This window comes from Colwellia sp. 5_MG-2023 (assembly GCF_030547795.1).
In the GTDB taxonomy this organism is placed as follows: Bacteria; Pseudomonadota; Gammaproteobacteria; order Enterobacterales; family Alteromonadaceae; genus Colwellia.
In genome coordinates this window covers 22270-38498 of the sequence record NZ_JAUOPW010000021.1, presented here as the reverse complement: position 1 = coordinate 38498, position 16229 = coordinate 22270, and the positions used below count along the sequence as shown (strand labels likewise).

The following is a 16229-nucleotide window of genomic DNA, read 5'->3' as shown; positions in this document are numbered from 1 at the left end:
CCTACGCATAACTACTTTGAGGTTCTAGGTTCTATGTTCTATCCTGCTATTCGTAAAGTTTTATTTAAATTTGATGCGGAAACTATTCATGAATTGACAATTAAAGGGTTGAAAAGCACCGGTTCAACTCCTTTAAATTCATTTTATAAACAACGTATTAATGAAAAACCGGTTCATATTATGGGGATAGACTTCCCTAATCCATTGGGCTTAGCGGCTGGATTAGATAAAAATGCAGAATGTATTAATGCTTTCGCTGCAATGGGTTTTGGTTTTATTGAAGTTGGTACAGTCACACCAAAACCACAGCCAGGTAATGATAAACCGAGAATATTTAGACTACCTGAAGCTAATGCCATTATTAATCGTATGGGCTTTAATAATAAGGGGGTTGATTATTTAGTATCACAAGTGCGGGCTGCTAATTTTGACGGTATTTTAGGGATAAATATAGGTAAGAATAAAGACACTCCAGAAGAAAATGCTAAAGATGATTACATTCATTGTATGCGTAAAGTGTATAATTTTGCCTCATATATCACGGTAAATATATCTTCACCCAATACACCAGGTTTAAGAGCGTTACAATATGGTGATGCCTTAAATGAATTATTGTCAGCATTAAAAGCCGAGCAAGCAAATTTAGCTAATCAATATGGAAAATATATCCCTCTCGCCGTTAAAATAGCGCCAGATTTGACGGAAGATGAAGTGAAATCGATAGCGAGATCATTAATGGACAATGGTATTGATGGTGTTATTGCAACTAACACTACTTTATCACGAGAAGGCGTTGAACAACTTGAGCATGGCACTGAGCAGGGCGGTTTAAGTGGCTCACCAGTTAAAGATAAAAGTACTACCGTTATTCGTATTTTAGCGGAAGCTTTAAATGATAAACTTCCTATTATTGGTGTTGGTGGTATCGCCTCTAGCAATGATGCCAATGAAAAATTGGCAGCTGGTGCAAGTTTAGTACAAGTTTATACTGGCTTTATTTATCAAGGTCCACCATTAATTAAAGACATAGTTAATGGTTTGTAGCTGATATATCACACCAATGATGATAGCTAGAGTACTAATATAAAATTTTTTATTCTAAATTTAAATTTTTGTACGAATAAAGGTGAATTTGTTCAGAACATACATTAGAATGCGCACTCTAATATCAGTTGAATATTAGATAAATATCTAAATTATAGGGATTAATTATGAAAAAATTATTGATTGCATCTGCAATGTTAGTATCTACATCTGCTTTAGCTGATGCACCTGGTAGCCAAACTTGTGGTTGGGGTAACATGTTATTTGCTGGTCAAAGTGGTACGCCAAGTCATGTACTTGCAGCGACAACTAACGGTTCAACAGGTAACAATACTTTTGGTATGACTTTTGGTACTAATGGTTGTTCTACTGATGGTACGTTAACGTACGGTGGCAAGGAAATGATTGATGTTAGCATGATTATGGACGAGTTTAGTGAAGATGTTGCACGTGGTAATGGTGAAGCATTAACAGCAGTAGCTGTGTCTTTAGGTGTTTCAGAAGCTGAACGCGCGCATTTTGAAGCTACTCTTCATAATAACTTCGATACATTATTCCCTTCTGAAAATGCAACTACTGAACATGTTGTTAGTTCTATGTTTTCATTAATGAAAAATGATGAGATATTAGCTAAATACACTGTGTAGTATTTATTAAATATCTTTTAAAAGGCTACTTAAGGTAGCCTTTTTTATTACATTACTTATCCTAGTTAATTTAGTGTTTTTATTTTGAAATTTTATGAATCTTATTTTCCGTGTTCTCACCGTTCCTTTTATCATCTTATTGTCATTAAAGGTTTCTGCCGATAATTCAGTGGATACTTTAGCATTATCTCAAACTACAGAGTGGCGAGCATTACTGCATATAAGTACAGAAAAAAATAGCAGCCAAATAGAAAGCTATGTTGATGATAGTAAATTTTTTATCGCAGCTGATGGCTATAAAAACCCGCAAAACGAATTATTGGCAACGTTAAATGCCTTAAAAACTGATAGTGCTATTCAATGTAGGTACCCAGCTAGAACCGCTTTTTTACTTAACAATATTCCCGAATTATCTAATGAAGTTATTTCAGGTGACTGTACTGAGTATCTCAACTGGAGAAATCGTTTAAACACTAAATCAGTTGTACTGGTTTTTGCTTCTGCGCAACTGAACAGTCCTTCTTCAATGTATGGTCATACTTTTTTGCGGTTTGATACAGAAGAAGTTGATAATAATTCGACATATTTATCTTATGCATTAAATTTTGGTGCAACAGTACCTGAAAATGAAAATGGTTTTCTTTATGCGGCAAAAGGTCTTACTGGAGGTTATCCAGGAAGTTTTGCTGCCAACCCTTATTTTGAAAAAATTAAAGAATACAGTCGGTTAGAAAATAGAGACTTGTGGGAATATAAGCTGAACTTAACTGAAGATGAAATTGATAAAATGCTCTCTCATATATGGGAGTTACAGGGCATTAACTTTGAGTACTATTTTTTCGATGAAAATTGTTCATTCCGGTTATTAGAGTTACTTGATGTTGCAAGACCTGGGCTTTATTTAACTAACAATTTCCCTGTTACGGCAATGCCTCTAGATACGATAAGGGTAGTCGATGATGCGAATTTAATAGCTGACAAATACTACAGACCTTCGATTTTAACTGAGCTTGAAGCTCATTTAACGTTGTTATCAGCTAAAGAGCGAAAACTTGTTTTAGCGTTAAGTGAAGATATTAATGTTTTATTAGAGACTCGTTTTACAAACTTACCCACCGAAAATCAGCAACTTGTTGTCGATAGTACTTATCGTTATTTACGTTATAAAAATACCTTTAACGGACGTGATGTTGATATTACTCGTCGAAGTTTTGAACTATTACGGTATTTAAATAAAAATCCAACGGATCTAGATATCGTTATAGCGACGCCAACCAGCCCAGATCAAGGTCATAAAACAACAATGGTTTCTGTTAGTGTTGGCCAAGATGAAAAGAACAATTTTGCAGAATTTAAATACCGAGGAAGTTATCACGACTTAATTGATCCGTTAGATGGTTACTATGATGGTATGTCATTAAATATGGTGAATGTTAGCTTTAGAGTATATGAAAACGATGATATTAAGCTTGATAAAGCGGAATTACTGAATATTATTTCCTTGTCTGAGCGTAATGAATTTGTTTCGCCTTGGTCTTGGCAAGCAAATATAAGTGTTGAACAACAATGGACAAGTAAAGAGGAAGTTCTTGTAACACAAGGTACCGCTGGTAGAGGGGTTAGTTACCGACCACTTAACAACAGTTATGTTTTTTTAATGGCAACAGGGCGATTAGAGTTTAATCGCAAGCTTGAAGCGTACACTAATATTGCCCCTGGCTTACATGCCGGGTTTATATATTATTGGCCTAAAACAAGTTTTTTATTAGAAGCAGAGCATTATCAATTTTTATTTGATCAAACGAAACGTAGCCGAATTAGTTTTCAACAAAATATACAAATAAGTGATTCGAGTAGCTTGCGTTTATCAGCTGGTTTTCACAAAGTAGATTCTAAAATTCATGATGCGAAACATTTTAATGAAGTAAAATTTGAATATAGATATTATTTTTAGTGTTGAAGGTATCAGCAACGGACATTAATAGTACTGTAGTGAGAAAGACAATATAGTATCACTGTAAAACAAACTTATAATTATTAATCACACGTAAGTGATCTTAGGTTTTTTAAATATGAATATTGAATTAAAAGTAGCAACGCTAGATAATATAGAAGAAATTTTGACACTGCATTATAAATATCAAATTGACTCAATTAGTGAGGAAGACAAGACTGATGGCTTTATAACAACAGCATTCACTAAAGCGCATTTAACTAGTTTAATTCAAGATGAAAAGGGACTTTTTATTGCTTGTGTAAATAATAAAGTAGTTGCTTATGCTATGGCTGCATCTTGGGATTATTGGTCACAATGGCCAATGTTCCAATTTATGATTGAAAACTTATATGACTCAACTTGTCATAAACAAGCTATTACCAAAACAAATTCTTATCAATACGGCCCGGTTTGTGTTGATAAAATCGTACGTGGGCAAGGTGTGTTTGAAAAAATATTTAACTTTTCGCTAAGTGAAATGTCTAAACGTTATCCAATAATGGTTACGTTTATTAATAAAATTAATACGCGTTCATATAAAGCACATACGAAAAAAACACCATTAAACGTTATTAATAATTTTGAATTTAATAATAATCACTATTATAAATTGGCTTGTAAAACAAAACGTTAAGTTTATTCAATAAGTGTTTTTTATTATTAGCTCTCTATTATTGCCTAACCAATAGATAGCTGATACATTATGATCAAATATTAATGAGGAATACAAAGTAGTTGAATTCAATAATATTTATACAACAATGTTTTTATTTGTAGGTGCATCGACATAAAGAAAACCAAAATTTATACAGGATTATATGTTAAATAGAATTAACAACTCACATAATTATTATATTGTGTTTGCAAAGTGTCTAATTTTTATTCTCTTCATTTTTCTTAATAACAAACTGTTAGCTAAGACTAGCCCCATTGAATCAGCAGTTCAGTCAATCGATTATAAAACTGCTAAGAGCTTTATCAACAATCTAAGAGCGAATAAGCTTGATTACCTCAAGAATGAAAAAGAATTCCAAACTATATTTGAAATGAGTAAAAATAAATCTTGGGATGATATACACCTTGAAGCAGCTGTTTTATATAGTGAATTACTTTTTAGACAAGAACAATATGAAACCCTTAATCACCATATTAATGCCTATATAGAAAATGAAGGAATTAAGAAGCAGCGGGATTTATATTTACTATTACTTGAAGCTAAATTGAAGTACCTTTCTCGACATGAAGATCCTACAGCAGCTAAAGCATTAGCTAAGCAATTAGAAGAACAGGTATTACTTTCCAATGATAAAGAAAAGGTTATTATTTTTCGTGCCTTGTCTTATTACTATACTTCTGTAGATAAGCTTAAAAAAACGCTTGAGGTATCTGTAAAAGGATTAGAACTAGCAATAACTTATGATGACTTTTCATCGCAAGGCTTTTTTCTACGTAAAATAAGTGACGCTTATAATTTTTCAGATGAAAATGACAAAGCGTTAAGTTTCTCAAAACAAGCGATTATAGCTTACGAAAAAACGAATGATGAGCATTTAACCTCAAAAGCCTATTGGAGTATGGGCACTATACTGCAAGATAGGGGCGATAATGAAGGAGCGTTAGTGTACCTGAAAAAGGCATTGCAGTATTTTAAGTCAGTGAATATGCATACAGGTATTGCTTTTTCTCAATATATCATTTCAAGAATTGAATTTTCTGAAGGGCATTATGATGAAGCTTTGAGAGATATATATGACAATATTGCACTTGCTCGTGCCGCAGGTGTACATGATATGCATTTAGCATCGATGATTTTAGTAAGCGATATTTATATTGCACAAGGTTTAATAGAAAAAGCAAATGAGATAAATGATGAAGTTTTTGCTTTATTGGATAAGTTTAGTCGAAGTATTTATAAGTCTAATTTTTTAAGTAAACGGTATAAATTAAAACGGCAATTGGGCTTAGATGAAGAGGCTTTTGACGCCATTGAGCAAGAGCTTATCTTCACGAAAAAACATCTAGAAGCTACAAGTGAAAATAATATTAGAACACTACAAGTTAAATTTGAAGTAAAAGAAAAGGAAGCTGAAATACTTCGCTTAGCCCAAGTTAATGCTATGAGTGAATTTAAAGCTAAGGAAGAATATCAACAAAAAATAATTTGGCGTTTAAGTACGGTTATTGCCGTAATTTTGATACTTGTTTCATTATTTTTGATTAATAGACAAGTGAGTCAACGTAAAAAATATCATACGATTGCAAACACTGATTACCTCACTAGTTGCCCAAATAGACGAGGTATTATGTTAATGGCCGAAAACAGTTTATTTGATAACGAGTTAACTATTGCCATTGTTGATTTAGATTACTTTAAAAAGATTAATGATACTTTAGGTCATGATGTAGGTGATTTAGTGCTGATAGCTTTTGCCAATGCTGCCAGAAAAACATTAAGAGACCATGATAAATTTGGTCGTTATGGTGGTGAAGAATGGTTATTTATTTTACACACAACCAAAAAGTCAGTGGTAGATAATATTTTTAAACGTTTAAATGAAAATTTTGCTAATTATTGTATCGATATTAAAAGTGAGCATCCTGCTCTCGATTGGGATATCACTTTTAGTGTTGGAGCATCAATAACGAGTAAAACTAATAATAACCTTGATTTTTATATTAAAAACGCCGATGCGTTACTTTATCAAGCAAAAGTTGATGGACGAAATCAAGTCGTTATTGGTTAATTAACAGTTAATGAAAAGTGTCGACAAGCTATTGATAAAAATTATTGATAATAATAATTTTTTGATGGTTATGTTTTCTATAAAAATAAATGGTTAACAATGGGCAGGGATTACTTTTAGTGGGTAAACGTAAGAAAAACGATCGGCCCACTAAAAGTCTTAAGGTCACTTTTTATGTATTAATAACTTTCATTATGAACACTCAATACTGCACGACCCGATGGATCAGCATTGTTTTTAAAGCTTTCATCCCAAGCTAGTGCTTCTTCTGTACTACAAGCGACAGATTTACCACCAATCACACAATCAGCAGCAGTTGCTAATGGATATTTTTCTTCAAAAATAGTGCGGTAGTAGTAACCTTCTTTAGTATCAGGTGTATTTACCGGGAATCTGATATGAGCATTCTCAAGTTGTTGATCTGTTACTAATGTTTCAACGTGTGCTCTTAAACCATCAATCCATGAATAACCTACACCGTCAGAAAATTGTTCTTTTTGACGCCATAAGATTTCTTTTGGTAAATAACCTTCAAAAGATTCACGTAAAATAGCTTTTTCCATAACACCGTTACCACACATTTTATCTGCAGGGTTAATGCGCATTGCAACATCCATAAAGTTTTTATCTAAGAATGGTACACGAGCTTCAATACCCCAAGCAGACATTGATTTGTTAGCACGTAAACAGTCAAACTTGTGTAATCTATCAAGTTTACGTAATAACTCTTCATGGAATTCTTGAGCATTTGGCGCTTTATGGAAATATAGGTAACCACCAAATATTTCATCAGCACCTTCACCAGAAAGTACCATTTTAATACCCATGGCTTTAATTTTACGAGCCATTAAATACATAGGGGTAGAAGCACGAATAGTGGTTACATCGTAAGTTTCTAAATGGTAGATAACTTCTTTAAGTGCATCAATACCTTCTTGCTCGGTAAAGATAACGCTATGATGGGTAGTACCAATACTATCAGCAACTGTTTGTGCGGCGACTAAATCAGGAGAGCCAGCTAAACCACAAGCAAATGAGTGAACTTTTGGCCACCAAGCTTCAGCTAAGTCATTGTCTTCTATTCTACGAGCAGCAAACTTTTGTGTAATAGCAGAAATTAATGATGAATCTAAACCACCAGACAATAAAACACCATATGGTACATCCGTCATTAAATGACTTTTAACCGACTCTTCTAATGCTTCACGAATTTTAGTTTTGCTAGTCGTATTGTCTTTAATTGCCGCGTAATCTTGCCAGTTACGTTTGTAATATTTTTGTAATTTGCCAACACGGCTATCTAAAATATGCCCAGGAGGGAATTCAGATACTGTTTTACAAATAGGCATTAATGCTTTCATTTCTGAAGCAACATAGAAGTTACCTTCAGCATCATAACCTGTATATAAAGGAATAATACCAATATGGTCACGTGCAATTAGGTAGCTGTTGTCTTTTGAATTATATAAACAAAACGCGAACATGCCTTGTAGTTTATCTACAAATTCAGCACCGAATTCTTCATATAAAGGTAAAATCACTTCACAGTCAGAGGCTGTTTGAAATTCGTAATCAACAGTTAGGTTTTCTGCCAGAGCTTTATGATTATAAATCTCACCATTTACCGCTAAAACATTAGTTTTGTCATTGTTGTATAACGGTTGAGCACCATGTTCAGTATCAACAATTGATAAACGTTCATGCACGAGTATTGCATGGTCATTACTGTAAATGCCTGACCAATCTGGTCCACGGTGACGTAATAGGCGAGAATATTCTAAAGCTTGAGGACGAAGTGCATCAGCACCTGTTTTTATATCTAATATACCAAAGATCGAACACATTGAAGCGCTACTCCTTTAATTATTGTTGAATCGAATTGTGAGTAATTAGTGCTGTTACACTAATTAGTAACTGATACTTTGACAGCTCAGCAGTAAAAAGCAACCTAAATGTATAAAATAATGAAATAAAATTAAATAAAACTAATTTAAACAGAAAAAAAGCAAAAAATTAGCCAATTTATTTATTCAATTGATAAATAGCAGCTCTATATCAAAAAATCATATCAATAAAATTAGGTTCATTAAATTTGTTTAAGTATTCGTTAAGAAAAGAGACTTAAGCTATGGTTTAATGAATTATTAATCGAAACTTTAAACCAGGTGATACTTGAAAAACTTAATTAAACCAGTGCAATTCATTATAGGCTTTATTGTATTAGTAACTGTTACATTTACTACCAATGCACAAAGCAACCAAACCCCCGTAGCTAGTAGTAAAACTTTGTTAGAGCAAACGTTGCTTGAACATAAAGGTAAAGTGATTTATATCGATTTTTGGGCATCATGGTGTGTTCCTTGTCGTAAATCTTTCCCCTGGATGAATACAATACAAGACAAATATAAGCAACAAGGTTTTACGGTCGTTAGTATCAACCTAGACGCGAATAAAGCATTAGCTGAAAAGTTTCTAATAGAAATGCCTGCGAGTTTTCCTGTTATTTATGATCCTAAAGGTAAGCTAGCAAAACATTTTAATATTCAAGGGATGCCGAGCAGTATGCTTATTGGCCGAGATGGAACAATAAAATCACGACACACCGGATTTTTTACTAATAAAATTAAACAATATCAACAAGAAATTGAACAATTCTTAACTGAAAAAGAGGTTAAATAATGATGTCTACAATAAAAAATATAGTATTAATCGCTTCAATGCTGACGGTTACATCAGGCTGTTCCAGCTTAGGTTTGGGTGTTGAACCGTGGGAACGAGATTTATTAGCGAAGAAAGAGATGCTATTAAATGCATCGCCTGTTGACTCTGCGCTTGATGATCATATCTATTTCAGTAAAGAGGCATCAAGTGGTGGTAAAGGCTTTGGTGGCGGTGGATGTGGCTGTAACTAACCTTACATCATTATTTTACTACTTAGTATAGAAAATCGTGAGTTTTATGTACGTTAAATAAAATCAATAGTCTGTAATCACATCTGAAGAAAACATATGAAAAATATAACCGAAAAACCAAACATTAAAGCTGTGTTAACTATTGCTGCTGCAACGTTGCTTGGTACAAACAGTTTAGCTCATGCTGAATCAAATACGTTTGAGACAGAGCCAGATGAATGGAAGTTTGATACTGCCATTTTATACTATAGCGAAGCTGACAGAGTAAGTGCCGGTGAAGCTATTTTTAATGCACAAAAAACATTTGATACTGAAGAAATTTTAAATCTAAAATTAACCATCGATACTTTAACTGGTGCTTCTGCTAATGGTGCGGTAGCGCAACCCACAGTGCAAACATTTACTCGACCATCAGGTAATGGACAATATCAAATAGCGCCAGCAGAAACACCACTTGATGATACGTTTAGAGATACGCGTGTGCAACTTAACGCACAATGGACACAACCTATAGCACCTGACTATACAGCAAGTGGCGGGTTACACCTTTCTAAAGAATATGATTACTTGTCATTAGGTATCAACGGTAATATCGCTGTAGATTTTGATCGTAAAAACTCAACTTTTTCAGCAGGTTTTAGTTATTTTAAGGATACTTTCTCACCAGAAGGCGGGTTGCCGCAAGCTTTTTCATCTATGCTTATTGGTGATAGTAATGCTGACAGTTGGGATGATGATTTTTCAGCTACACGAATAGGGAGTGAGGACGATAAAACGACTGTCGATATTTTACTTGGTTTTACGCAGGTAATTAACCGTAGAATGTTGATGCAATTTAATTATTCCTATTCAACGGTAGATGGCTATTTAACAGACCCATTTAAAGTATTGTCTGTCGTCAATAATAATGGCGAAGCACAAGATTATATTTATGAATCACGTCCTGATTCTCGCGTGAAACAAAGTGTATTTGCTCAATCCTTATATCATTTTGATACAACAGTATTGGATGTGTCTTATCGCTATATGTGGGATGACTGGAAAATAAAGTCACATACCATCGACTCTCGTTTTAGAATACCCTTAGGTGATAGCTTTGGTAAAGAAAGCTATTTACAACCACATTTTAGGTTTTATCAACAAAGTGCCGCTGATTTTTATCAACCATTTTTAATCGACAATGAGTCAATACCTGCTTTTGCTAGTGCCGATTACCGCATAGGAGAAATGACAGCTTATACTGTTGGTTTAAAATATGGCATGTTGGTTAATAATGGCCATGAATTATCTTTTAGAATTGAGTATTATAGTCAAAGACCAACCGATGCAGGTTTTGATGAGATTGGCGTATTAAAAAGTGTTGATCTTTATCCGAGTGTTGATGCGGTTATTGCGCAAGTAACTTACTCTTTCTAACGATATAGGTTTTCCTTTGTTTTATGTCGGAACAAGGGGTTTTAAATAGAGAATTTTTTGACTAAGAGCAGAGCCACTAACTTCATAACGAACAAAGACAGCTATAGTATTCAATTTAATGCTATGGCGAGTCCTTGTGAAGTTATTATACAAACAACAGACAAAGCATTAGCATTAATAATTGGTAATAGAGTGACCAAAGAGGTTTGGCGGATTGAAGATAAATATAACCGTTATAATCAAGATAGTCTTTGTACATTAATTAATAACAATGCTGGAAAACCTATTGCTATTGATGAAGAAACTTATCAATTGTTAGTTTTTGCCGATCAATGTTATCAATTGAGTGATGGCTTGTTTGATATCAGTTCAGGTGTTTTAAGAAAGGTTTGGCGCTTTCAAGGTCGCAATGAGCATTATGCAAAGTTTCCCTCGCAAACATCAATCAATACTGTTTTACCCTATGTTGGTTGGCATAAAATACACTTTGATCGCCAACAAATAACCTTAGCTAGAGGGATGGAAATTGATTTTGGTGGCATAGGCAAAGAATACGCGGTTGATCGCAGTATTATTTTAGCAAAACAGTTAACAGAGCAACCAGTTTTAGTTAATTTAGGTGGTGATTTGGCCGTTTCTGGTCCACGCTATAACAATGAAACATGGCAAGTTGCCATCGAGCATCCTGACGTTGATAGTCATATTAATCAAAATGCGGATATGATTATTTCACTCAAGTCAGGTGCGCTTGCTACCAGTGGGGATGCTAAACGGTTTTTGATAAAAGATAATATTCGTTATGGGCATATTCTTAATGCTAAAACAGGTTGGCCTATTGCGAATGCTCCGCGTTCAATTACCGCTGTTGCACCACAGTGTATTCAAGCTGGCATATTAGCAACATTAGCACTACTGCAAGGGAGTAATGCGGAACAATTTTTAACCGAACAAGAAATAAAATTCTGGTCAAGGAGATAATATGCGCATATTGTTAGTTGAAGATGACATTCCGCTTGCAACAGCACTGCAAAAGTCGCTTCAAACAGAAGGGTTTGTTGTTAATCATCTTCAGCAGGGAAAATTAGCATTAAGCGCGTTAGCCTGTGATGATCAAGATATGATGATTCTAGATTTAGGATTACCAGATATAGATGGCCTTGAGATCTTAAAACAATTACGTGAAAAAAAATCAGCTTTACCCGTTATTATTCTAACCGCACGAGACTCTATTGAAAGTAAAGTGAAAGGCTTAGATTATGGTGCCGATGATTACTTAACTAAACCATTTGAAATTAAAGAGTTAATGGCACGTCTACGTGTTATTGAACGACGATTAGGCACGGCTAATACAGCTTTTATTTGTATTGATGAGGTGAAATTAGATACCTATGCACATAAAGTATTTGTGTGTGATCAAGTTACAGGTAAAGAGCACGAAATCACATTTACTAAGAAAGAATACATGGTACTAAAAGCGCTAATGGAAAATGCAGGTAGAATTTTATCGCGTGAGAAAATAGAATCAAAACTATATCATTGGGGAGAAGAAGTACTCAGTAATGCGGTAGAAGTGCATATTCATAAATTAAGAAAATACTTACCGGAAAAGTTTATTAAAAATGTTCGTGGTGTTGGTTACATAATAAATACCAAAGGGTAATTATGAGTATTCGACGTTATTTAGTTTTAACACTTTTTTCAGTATTAACATTAATAACATTTATCGCTGCAATTCAAGGTTATAAGCAAAGTATGTCTCAAGCTGAGGCGGGGTTTGACCAACAACTATTAAGCCTTGCGCAAACATTAACTGCAATGAATAGTATGCCAAATGCAAATATTAATAGAGATAAAACGTTACAAGTAGTCCAGCAAAGTGCTTTTGCTTTTCAAGTATGGAAAAACAAACGATTAATATTAAAAAGTAATAATGCACCCGATCATCTAATTACTAATATCGCATTAAGCTCCCACCAAGGAACTGAATTTTTTGAGGTGAATTTTTTAGATCAACGTTGGCGTGCTGTAGCGTTGTCATCACTATTTTTAGCGCCTAATGATAATATGGTTGTGATTGTTGCTCAACCACTTAAAGCACAATTTTCTTTAACCCAAACACTAATTCTAGCAGCCGTAACGCCGATGATAGTTGCTATTGCAGTATTGTCACTATTAATATTTATTATTATTACACAAGGTTTGAAACCATTACATAAGCTTAGTTTTGAGCTTAGTAGAAGAAAAAGTAACGACTTTAGCCCTTTAAATGTAGAAGTCGATAATAATGAATTGGCTGATATTGTAGCAACATTAAATGAATTGTTTGCTCGCCTCGATGCTGCTTTTCAACGTGAACGACACTTTGCCTCTGATGCTGCGCATGAATTAAAAACACCATTAAGTGTTTTAAAGATAGATACACATAACCTGATTCAAGATTTAGCTGAACGTTCAATAAGTAATAGAAATCAACAGTTAACATCTACTGATATTGAAAATTTTAGCTCCATACACGCGTTAAATAATAGTGTAGATAGAATGGGGCATGTTATAGATCAAATATTAAACTTAAATCGAACTAACCCTGCTCAAATAAGTAACGTAAGCAGTGCTTTTAATATCAACGTGCTACTTAAACAAGTGATAGCAGAGCTGTATAACGATATTTTACATAAAGACCAAGTAATTACGTTAGAAAGTGATGATATCTTCTTATCTGCTCATGAATTTTCAGTTCATTTACTTGCCACTAACTTAATTTCTAATGCGAATAAATACACGCCGATAGAAGGCGAAATTCTTATTAGCGTAACGCAAGGTAGAAATAAAACGATAACGCTTTGTGTTGAAGATTCTGGCCAAGGAATCGATGAAACAGAATATCAGCGTGTGTTTGATCGTTTTTATCGCGTTGGCGGAGATCAACATGATTCAGACATCTTTGGTTGTGGTTTGGGCTTAGCAATTGTAAAACATATTGCTGATTTACATGGCGCTAACATACAGTTATCACGTTCTACATTATTAAAAGGGCTCAAAGTTGAAGTAATATTTCCCGCCACAGCAAATGAAGAAATAGACACTCATGGATAACATTCAATTAATTCGTTATTTACGTATTGTTTTAGTTAGCCTTTTACTGCTCCTTACTTTACATGTACAGGCGCAAAAGTCTGAGTATCATATCAAGATAAAAAACCATTTGTTTTATCCTGCCGTTATCGTTATTCCGGCAAATAAAAAAATTAAATTGGTTATAGACAATCATGACGAAAATATTGAAGAGTTTGACAGCTTTGATCTTAATCGTGAAAAAGTTATTTTTCCCAATAAACAAGCAAGTATTTTTATTGGTCCGCTTCCTGTTGGCGAATATAGTTTTTTTGGTGAATATCATCCTCACAGTGCTCGAGGAAAAGTAATTGTTGTAGAAAGTAGTCAGCAAAAGCTAGAAAAAGGAAAACAAGATGCTAATTAATACCGTACTTTTGTTTTTAAATAATGCGCTACCTGTCTTCATTATTACCTCATTATTATTAAGGTACTTTGCGATAAATTATCTTGATATTGTCAATGCTAAGAAAGTTTTTATCGGCGTTATTTTAACCGTAATTATGTCTGTTATTTTAAGTAGTCATTTAGAAAATTTATCGCTAATACTTGATGGCAAAGGAACTGAATTGTTTTTATCATTCGGCGCTATTATTGTGTATTTATCAACTGTGTGCCTATTTATTTTAAGTCATAAAAATGACTACACCAGTGTTAAAAAATACTTAGCGATGTTGATATTTTTTATTATTAGCGTTTTTAATGGCGCCCATTTTATAATTTATTTAGTGTCTTATTGGACACAAGCACAACAAGATGAAACGGTGCTGATCGGGATAACACTCGGTGGCGGGATTTGCTTAAGCATATCGATATTATTCTATTTCTTATTAAGGTATCTGGATAAAAAAATATATAACCACAGCTCTTGTTATTTTTTATTGTTTTATGGGTTAGGGCAATTAATGCACGCAATAATGTTTTTGCAACAGGTTGATATATTTTCAAGTAGCCAGCCTATTTGGGATAGTGCCAAGTTCATTGCTGAAGATTCAGGGTTAGGGCAGTTATTAACTGTTTTATTTGGCTATGAAACAACACCATCACTATTACAGTTAGTTTCCTATATTTTGGCTTTAATTCTTCCGGTAATGCTGCTCAAGTTACCTTATATTTCATTATCTTTTTATGGTAGAAAATCATGATAAGCATGTCATTAATCAATCGCTATTGGGCTCTGATATTCTTGAGTATTTCTTTAGTTACCTCTTCTATTGTTTATGCTGACGGGGTTGTCGTTGATAAAGTTTACCATCCTTATGTCTTACCGAATGAAAGAGAAGTTGAATGGCGTTTATTCTCACATAGAGAAAGCAACAACAATAAATTGGCACAGCGCCTAGCTTATGGTCAATCAGTAAGTGAAAATTTGATGCTAGAGTTTTATCTTGTTGGTGAGCGATATAGTAATAATGACTTTGATTTGGTGTCTTATGAACTTGAAGCACGTTGGATGCTAACAGAGCAAGGAGAATATTGGGCTGATTGGGGATTGTTGTTTGAGGTTGAAAAAGAAACAGAGCAAAAAAACTGGGAAGTTACTTCTGGTCTTATTGTTGAAAAAGAGTTTGGTCGTACTAGCCTGACGTTAAATGCCTTTGTAATTTACGAATGGGGAAAAACGCTGAAAAGTGAACTTGAGACTGAATTTCGCCTTAAGTACCGTTATCGCTATATTGAACAATTTCAACCAGCAATAGAACTATACTTAGGTGAAGACTATTTAGGAATTGGCCCCGCATTTATGGGATTACAACGTTTCAATGCACAAAAGCAGCTAAAGTGGGAAGTCGGCTTTATCACAGGAATGGACAGTCGAAGCAAAGGTCATGTCTTGCGAGTCGCAGTAGAGTATGAGTTTTAACCGACCTTAACGAAATACTCGTTAAATACGCTATAAATTGTAATAGATAATTGACTTACTTCTTTATTTGAAGCATCTTTAAGCCAAGTTTTTATTTAAGAATCGAGTAAAATGAAAAAATTAAAAAATGAAGCTGAATTATTAAAAAAAGCACTTGTTATTGGTGAAAAATATGCAGTTAATCGAGGATATAAAAGCTTTGCTGCAACCAATTCATCTAAAGATAAAATAGAAAGTCTATATCGTTTATTAGTGAATGATAACTTAATTCAACCACTTGCAGTTGACAATGAAGATCAACCTAATATGAAACATAAGTTGGCCTTATGGATTGCTAAGCAATTGCCAGAAGGTCATTCTTTGCTAAGTTAATATAATTCTATTAGTTATAACTTGGCTTGTGATTAATTTACTTTTAGTAAAATACAGGGTAAGTAAACTTTATGGTGAATTAATCATAATTTGCCATAAGTTAGCCATAATTCCTACCCTGTA

General features: G+C 33.9%; 16 protein-coding genes. 15 read left to right on the top strand and 1 reads right to left on the bottom strand.

The window, feature by feature from the left end; translation table 11 throughout:
• Positions 1 to 33: 33 nt before the first annotated feature.
• From pyrD to Q4496_RS13505, 5 genes are all read left to right on the top strand, one after another.
• On the top strand, positions 34 to 1044 hold the full coding sequence (pyrD, locus tag Q4496_RS13525) for a quinone-dependent dihydroorotate dehydrogenase (protein ID WP_303610639.1): 1011 nt from the start codon (positions 34 to 36) through the stop codon (positions 1042 to 1044).
• A gap of 167 nt (positions 1045 to 1211) precedes the next feature.
• Entirely contained in the window at positions 1212 to 1691 is a 480-nt protein-coding gene (locus Q4496_RS13520; RefSeq protein WP_215971519.1) for a DUF3015 domain-containing protein, read from the top strand.
• A gap of 94 nt (positions 1692 to 1785) precedes the next feature.
• Positions 1786 to 3645 carry a DUF4105 domain-containing protein gene (locus Q4496_RS13515; protein WP_303610638.1) on the top strand — a complete coding sequence of 620 codons (1860 nt, stop codon included), beginning with the start codon at positions 1786 to 1788 and terminating at the stop codon, positions 3643 to 3645.
• Positions 3646 to 3763: 118 nt separating this feature from the next.
• Complete coding sequence (locus Q4496_RS13510) at positions 3764 to 4321, top strand: GNAT family acetyltransferase (RefSeq protein WP_252727332.1); 558 nt, start codon at positions 3764 to 3766, stop codon at positions 4319 to 4321.
• A gap of 412 nt (positions 4322 to 4733) precedes the next feature.
• Entirely contained in the window at positions 4734 to 6431 is a 1698-nt protein-coding gene (locus tag Q4496_RS13505; protein WP_303610637.1) for a GGDEF domain-containing protein, read from the top strand.
• A gap of 179 nt (positions 6432 to 6610) precedes the next feature.
• On the opposite strand, the gene asnB is transcribed toward Q4496_RS13505, so the two are convergent.
• On the bottom strand, positions 6611 to 8275 hold the full coding sequence (gene asnB, locus Q4496_RS13500; protein ID WP_215971516.1) for an asparagine synthase B: 1665 nt from the start codon (positions 8273 to 8275) through the stop codon (positions 6611 to 6613).
• Between the two features lie 328 nt (positions 8276 to 8603).
• On the opposite strand from asnB, the gene Q4496_RS13495 reads away from it, so the two are divergent.
• The 10 genes from Q4496_RS13495 to Q4496_RS13450 all read left to right on the top strand — a co-directional run bounded on the left by Q4496_RS13495 (position 8604) and on the right by Q4496_RS13450 (position 16106).
• Complete coding sequence (locus tag Q4496_RS13495; RefSeq protein ID WP_252727330.1) at positions 8604 to 9110, top strand: TlpA disulfide reductase family protein; 507 nt, start codon at positions 8604 to 8606, stop codon at positions 9108 to 9110.
• Positions 9110 to 9343 (top strand): DUF4266 domain-containing protein, encoded by a 234-nt coding sequence (locus Q4496_RS13490; protein WP_303610636.1) that lies wholly within the window; start codon positions 9110 to 9112, stop codon positions 9341 to 9343. The genes Q4496_RS13495 and Q4496_RS13490 overlap by 1 nt, the downstream gene beginning before the upstream one ends.
• A 96-nt stretch (positions 9344 to 9439) precedes the next feature.
• Complete coding sequence (locus tag Q4496_RS13485; RefSeq protein ID WP_215971514.1) at positions 9440 to 10759, top strand: DUF3570 domain-containing protein; 1320 nt, start codon at positions 9440 to 9442, stop codon at positions 10757 to 10759.
• A gap of 57 nt (positions 10760 to 10816) precedes the next feature.
• Positions 10817 to 11737 (top strand): FAD:protein FMN transferase, encoded by a 921-nt coding sequence (locus tag Q4496_RS13480; RefSeq protein WP_252727329.1) that lies wholly within the window; start codon positions 10817 to 10819, stop codon positions 11735 to 11737.
• Position 11738: 1 nt separating this feature from the next.
• On the top strand, positions 11739 to 12419 hold the full coding sequence (locus Q4496_RS13475) for a response regulator transcription factor (RefSeq protein ID WP_215971513.1): 681 nt from the start codon (positions 11739 to 11741) through the stop codon (positions 12417 to 12419).
• A gap of 2 nt (positions 12420 to 12421) precedes the next feature.
• On the top strand, positions 12422 to 13852 hold the full coding sequence (locus Q4496_RS13470; RefSeq protein ID WP_303610635.1) for an ATP-binding protein: 1431 nt from the start codon (positions 12422 to 12424) through the stop codon (positions 13850 to 13852).
• Positions 13845 to 14237, top strand: coding sequence for a cupredoxin domain-containing protein (locus Q4496_RS13465; protein ID WP_215971511.1), 393 nt, complete (start codon positions 13845 to 13847; stop codon positions 14235 to 14237). Before Q4496_RS13470 ends, Q4496_RS13465 begins: the two co-directional genes overlap by 8 nt.
• Positions 14227 to 15015, top strand: coding sequence for a hypothetical protein (locus tag Q4496_RS13460; RefSeq protein ID WP_303610634.1), 789 nt, complete (start codon positions 14227 to 14229; stop codon positions 15013 to 15015). Before Q4496_RS13465 ends, Q4496_RS13460 begins: the two co-directional genes overlap by 11 nt.
• A gap of 5 nt (positions 15016 to 15020) precedes the next feature.
• Positions 15021 to 15734, top strand: a complete 714-nt coding sequence (locus Q4496_RS13455; RefSeq protein WP_303610633.1) for a hypothetical protein — start codon at positions 15021 to 15023, stop codon at positions 15732 to 15734.
• Positions 15735 to 15845: 111 nt separating this feature from the next.
• Positions 15846 to 16106: a DUF5062 family protein gene (locus Q4496_RS13450; protein WP_215971508.1), complete on the top strand. Its 261-nt coding sequence runs from the start codon at positions 15846 to 15848 to the stop codon at positions 16104 to 16106.
• Positions 16107 to 16229: the final 123 nt, after the last annotated feature.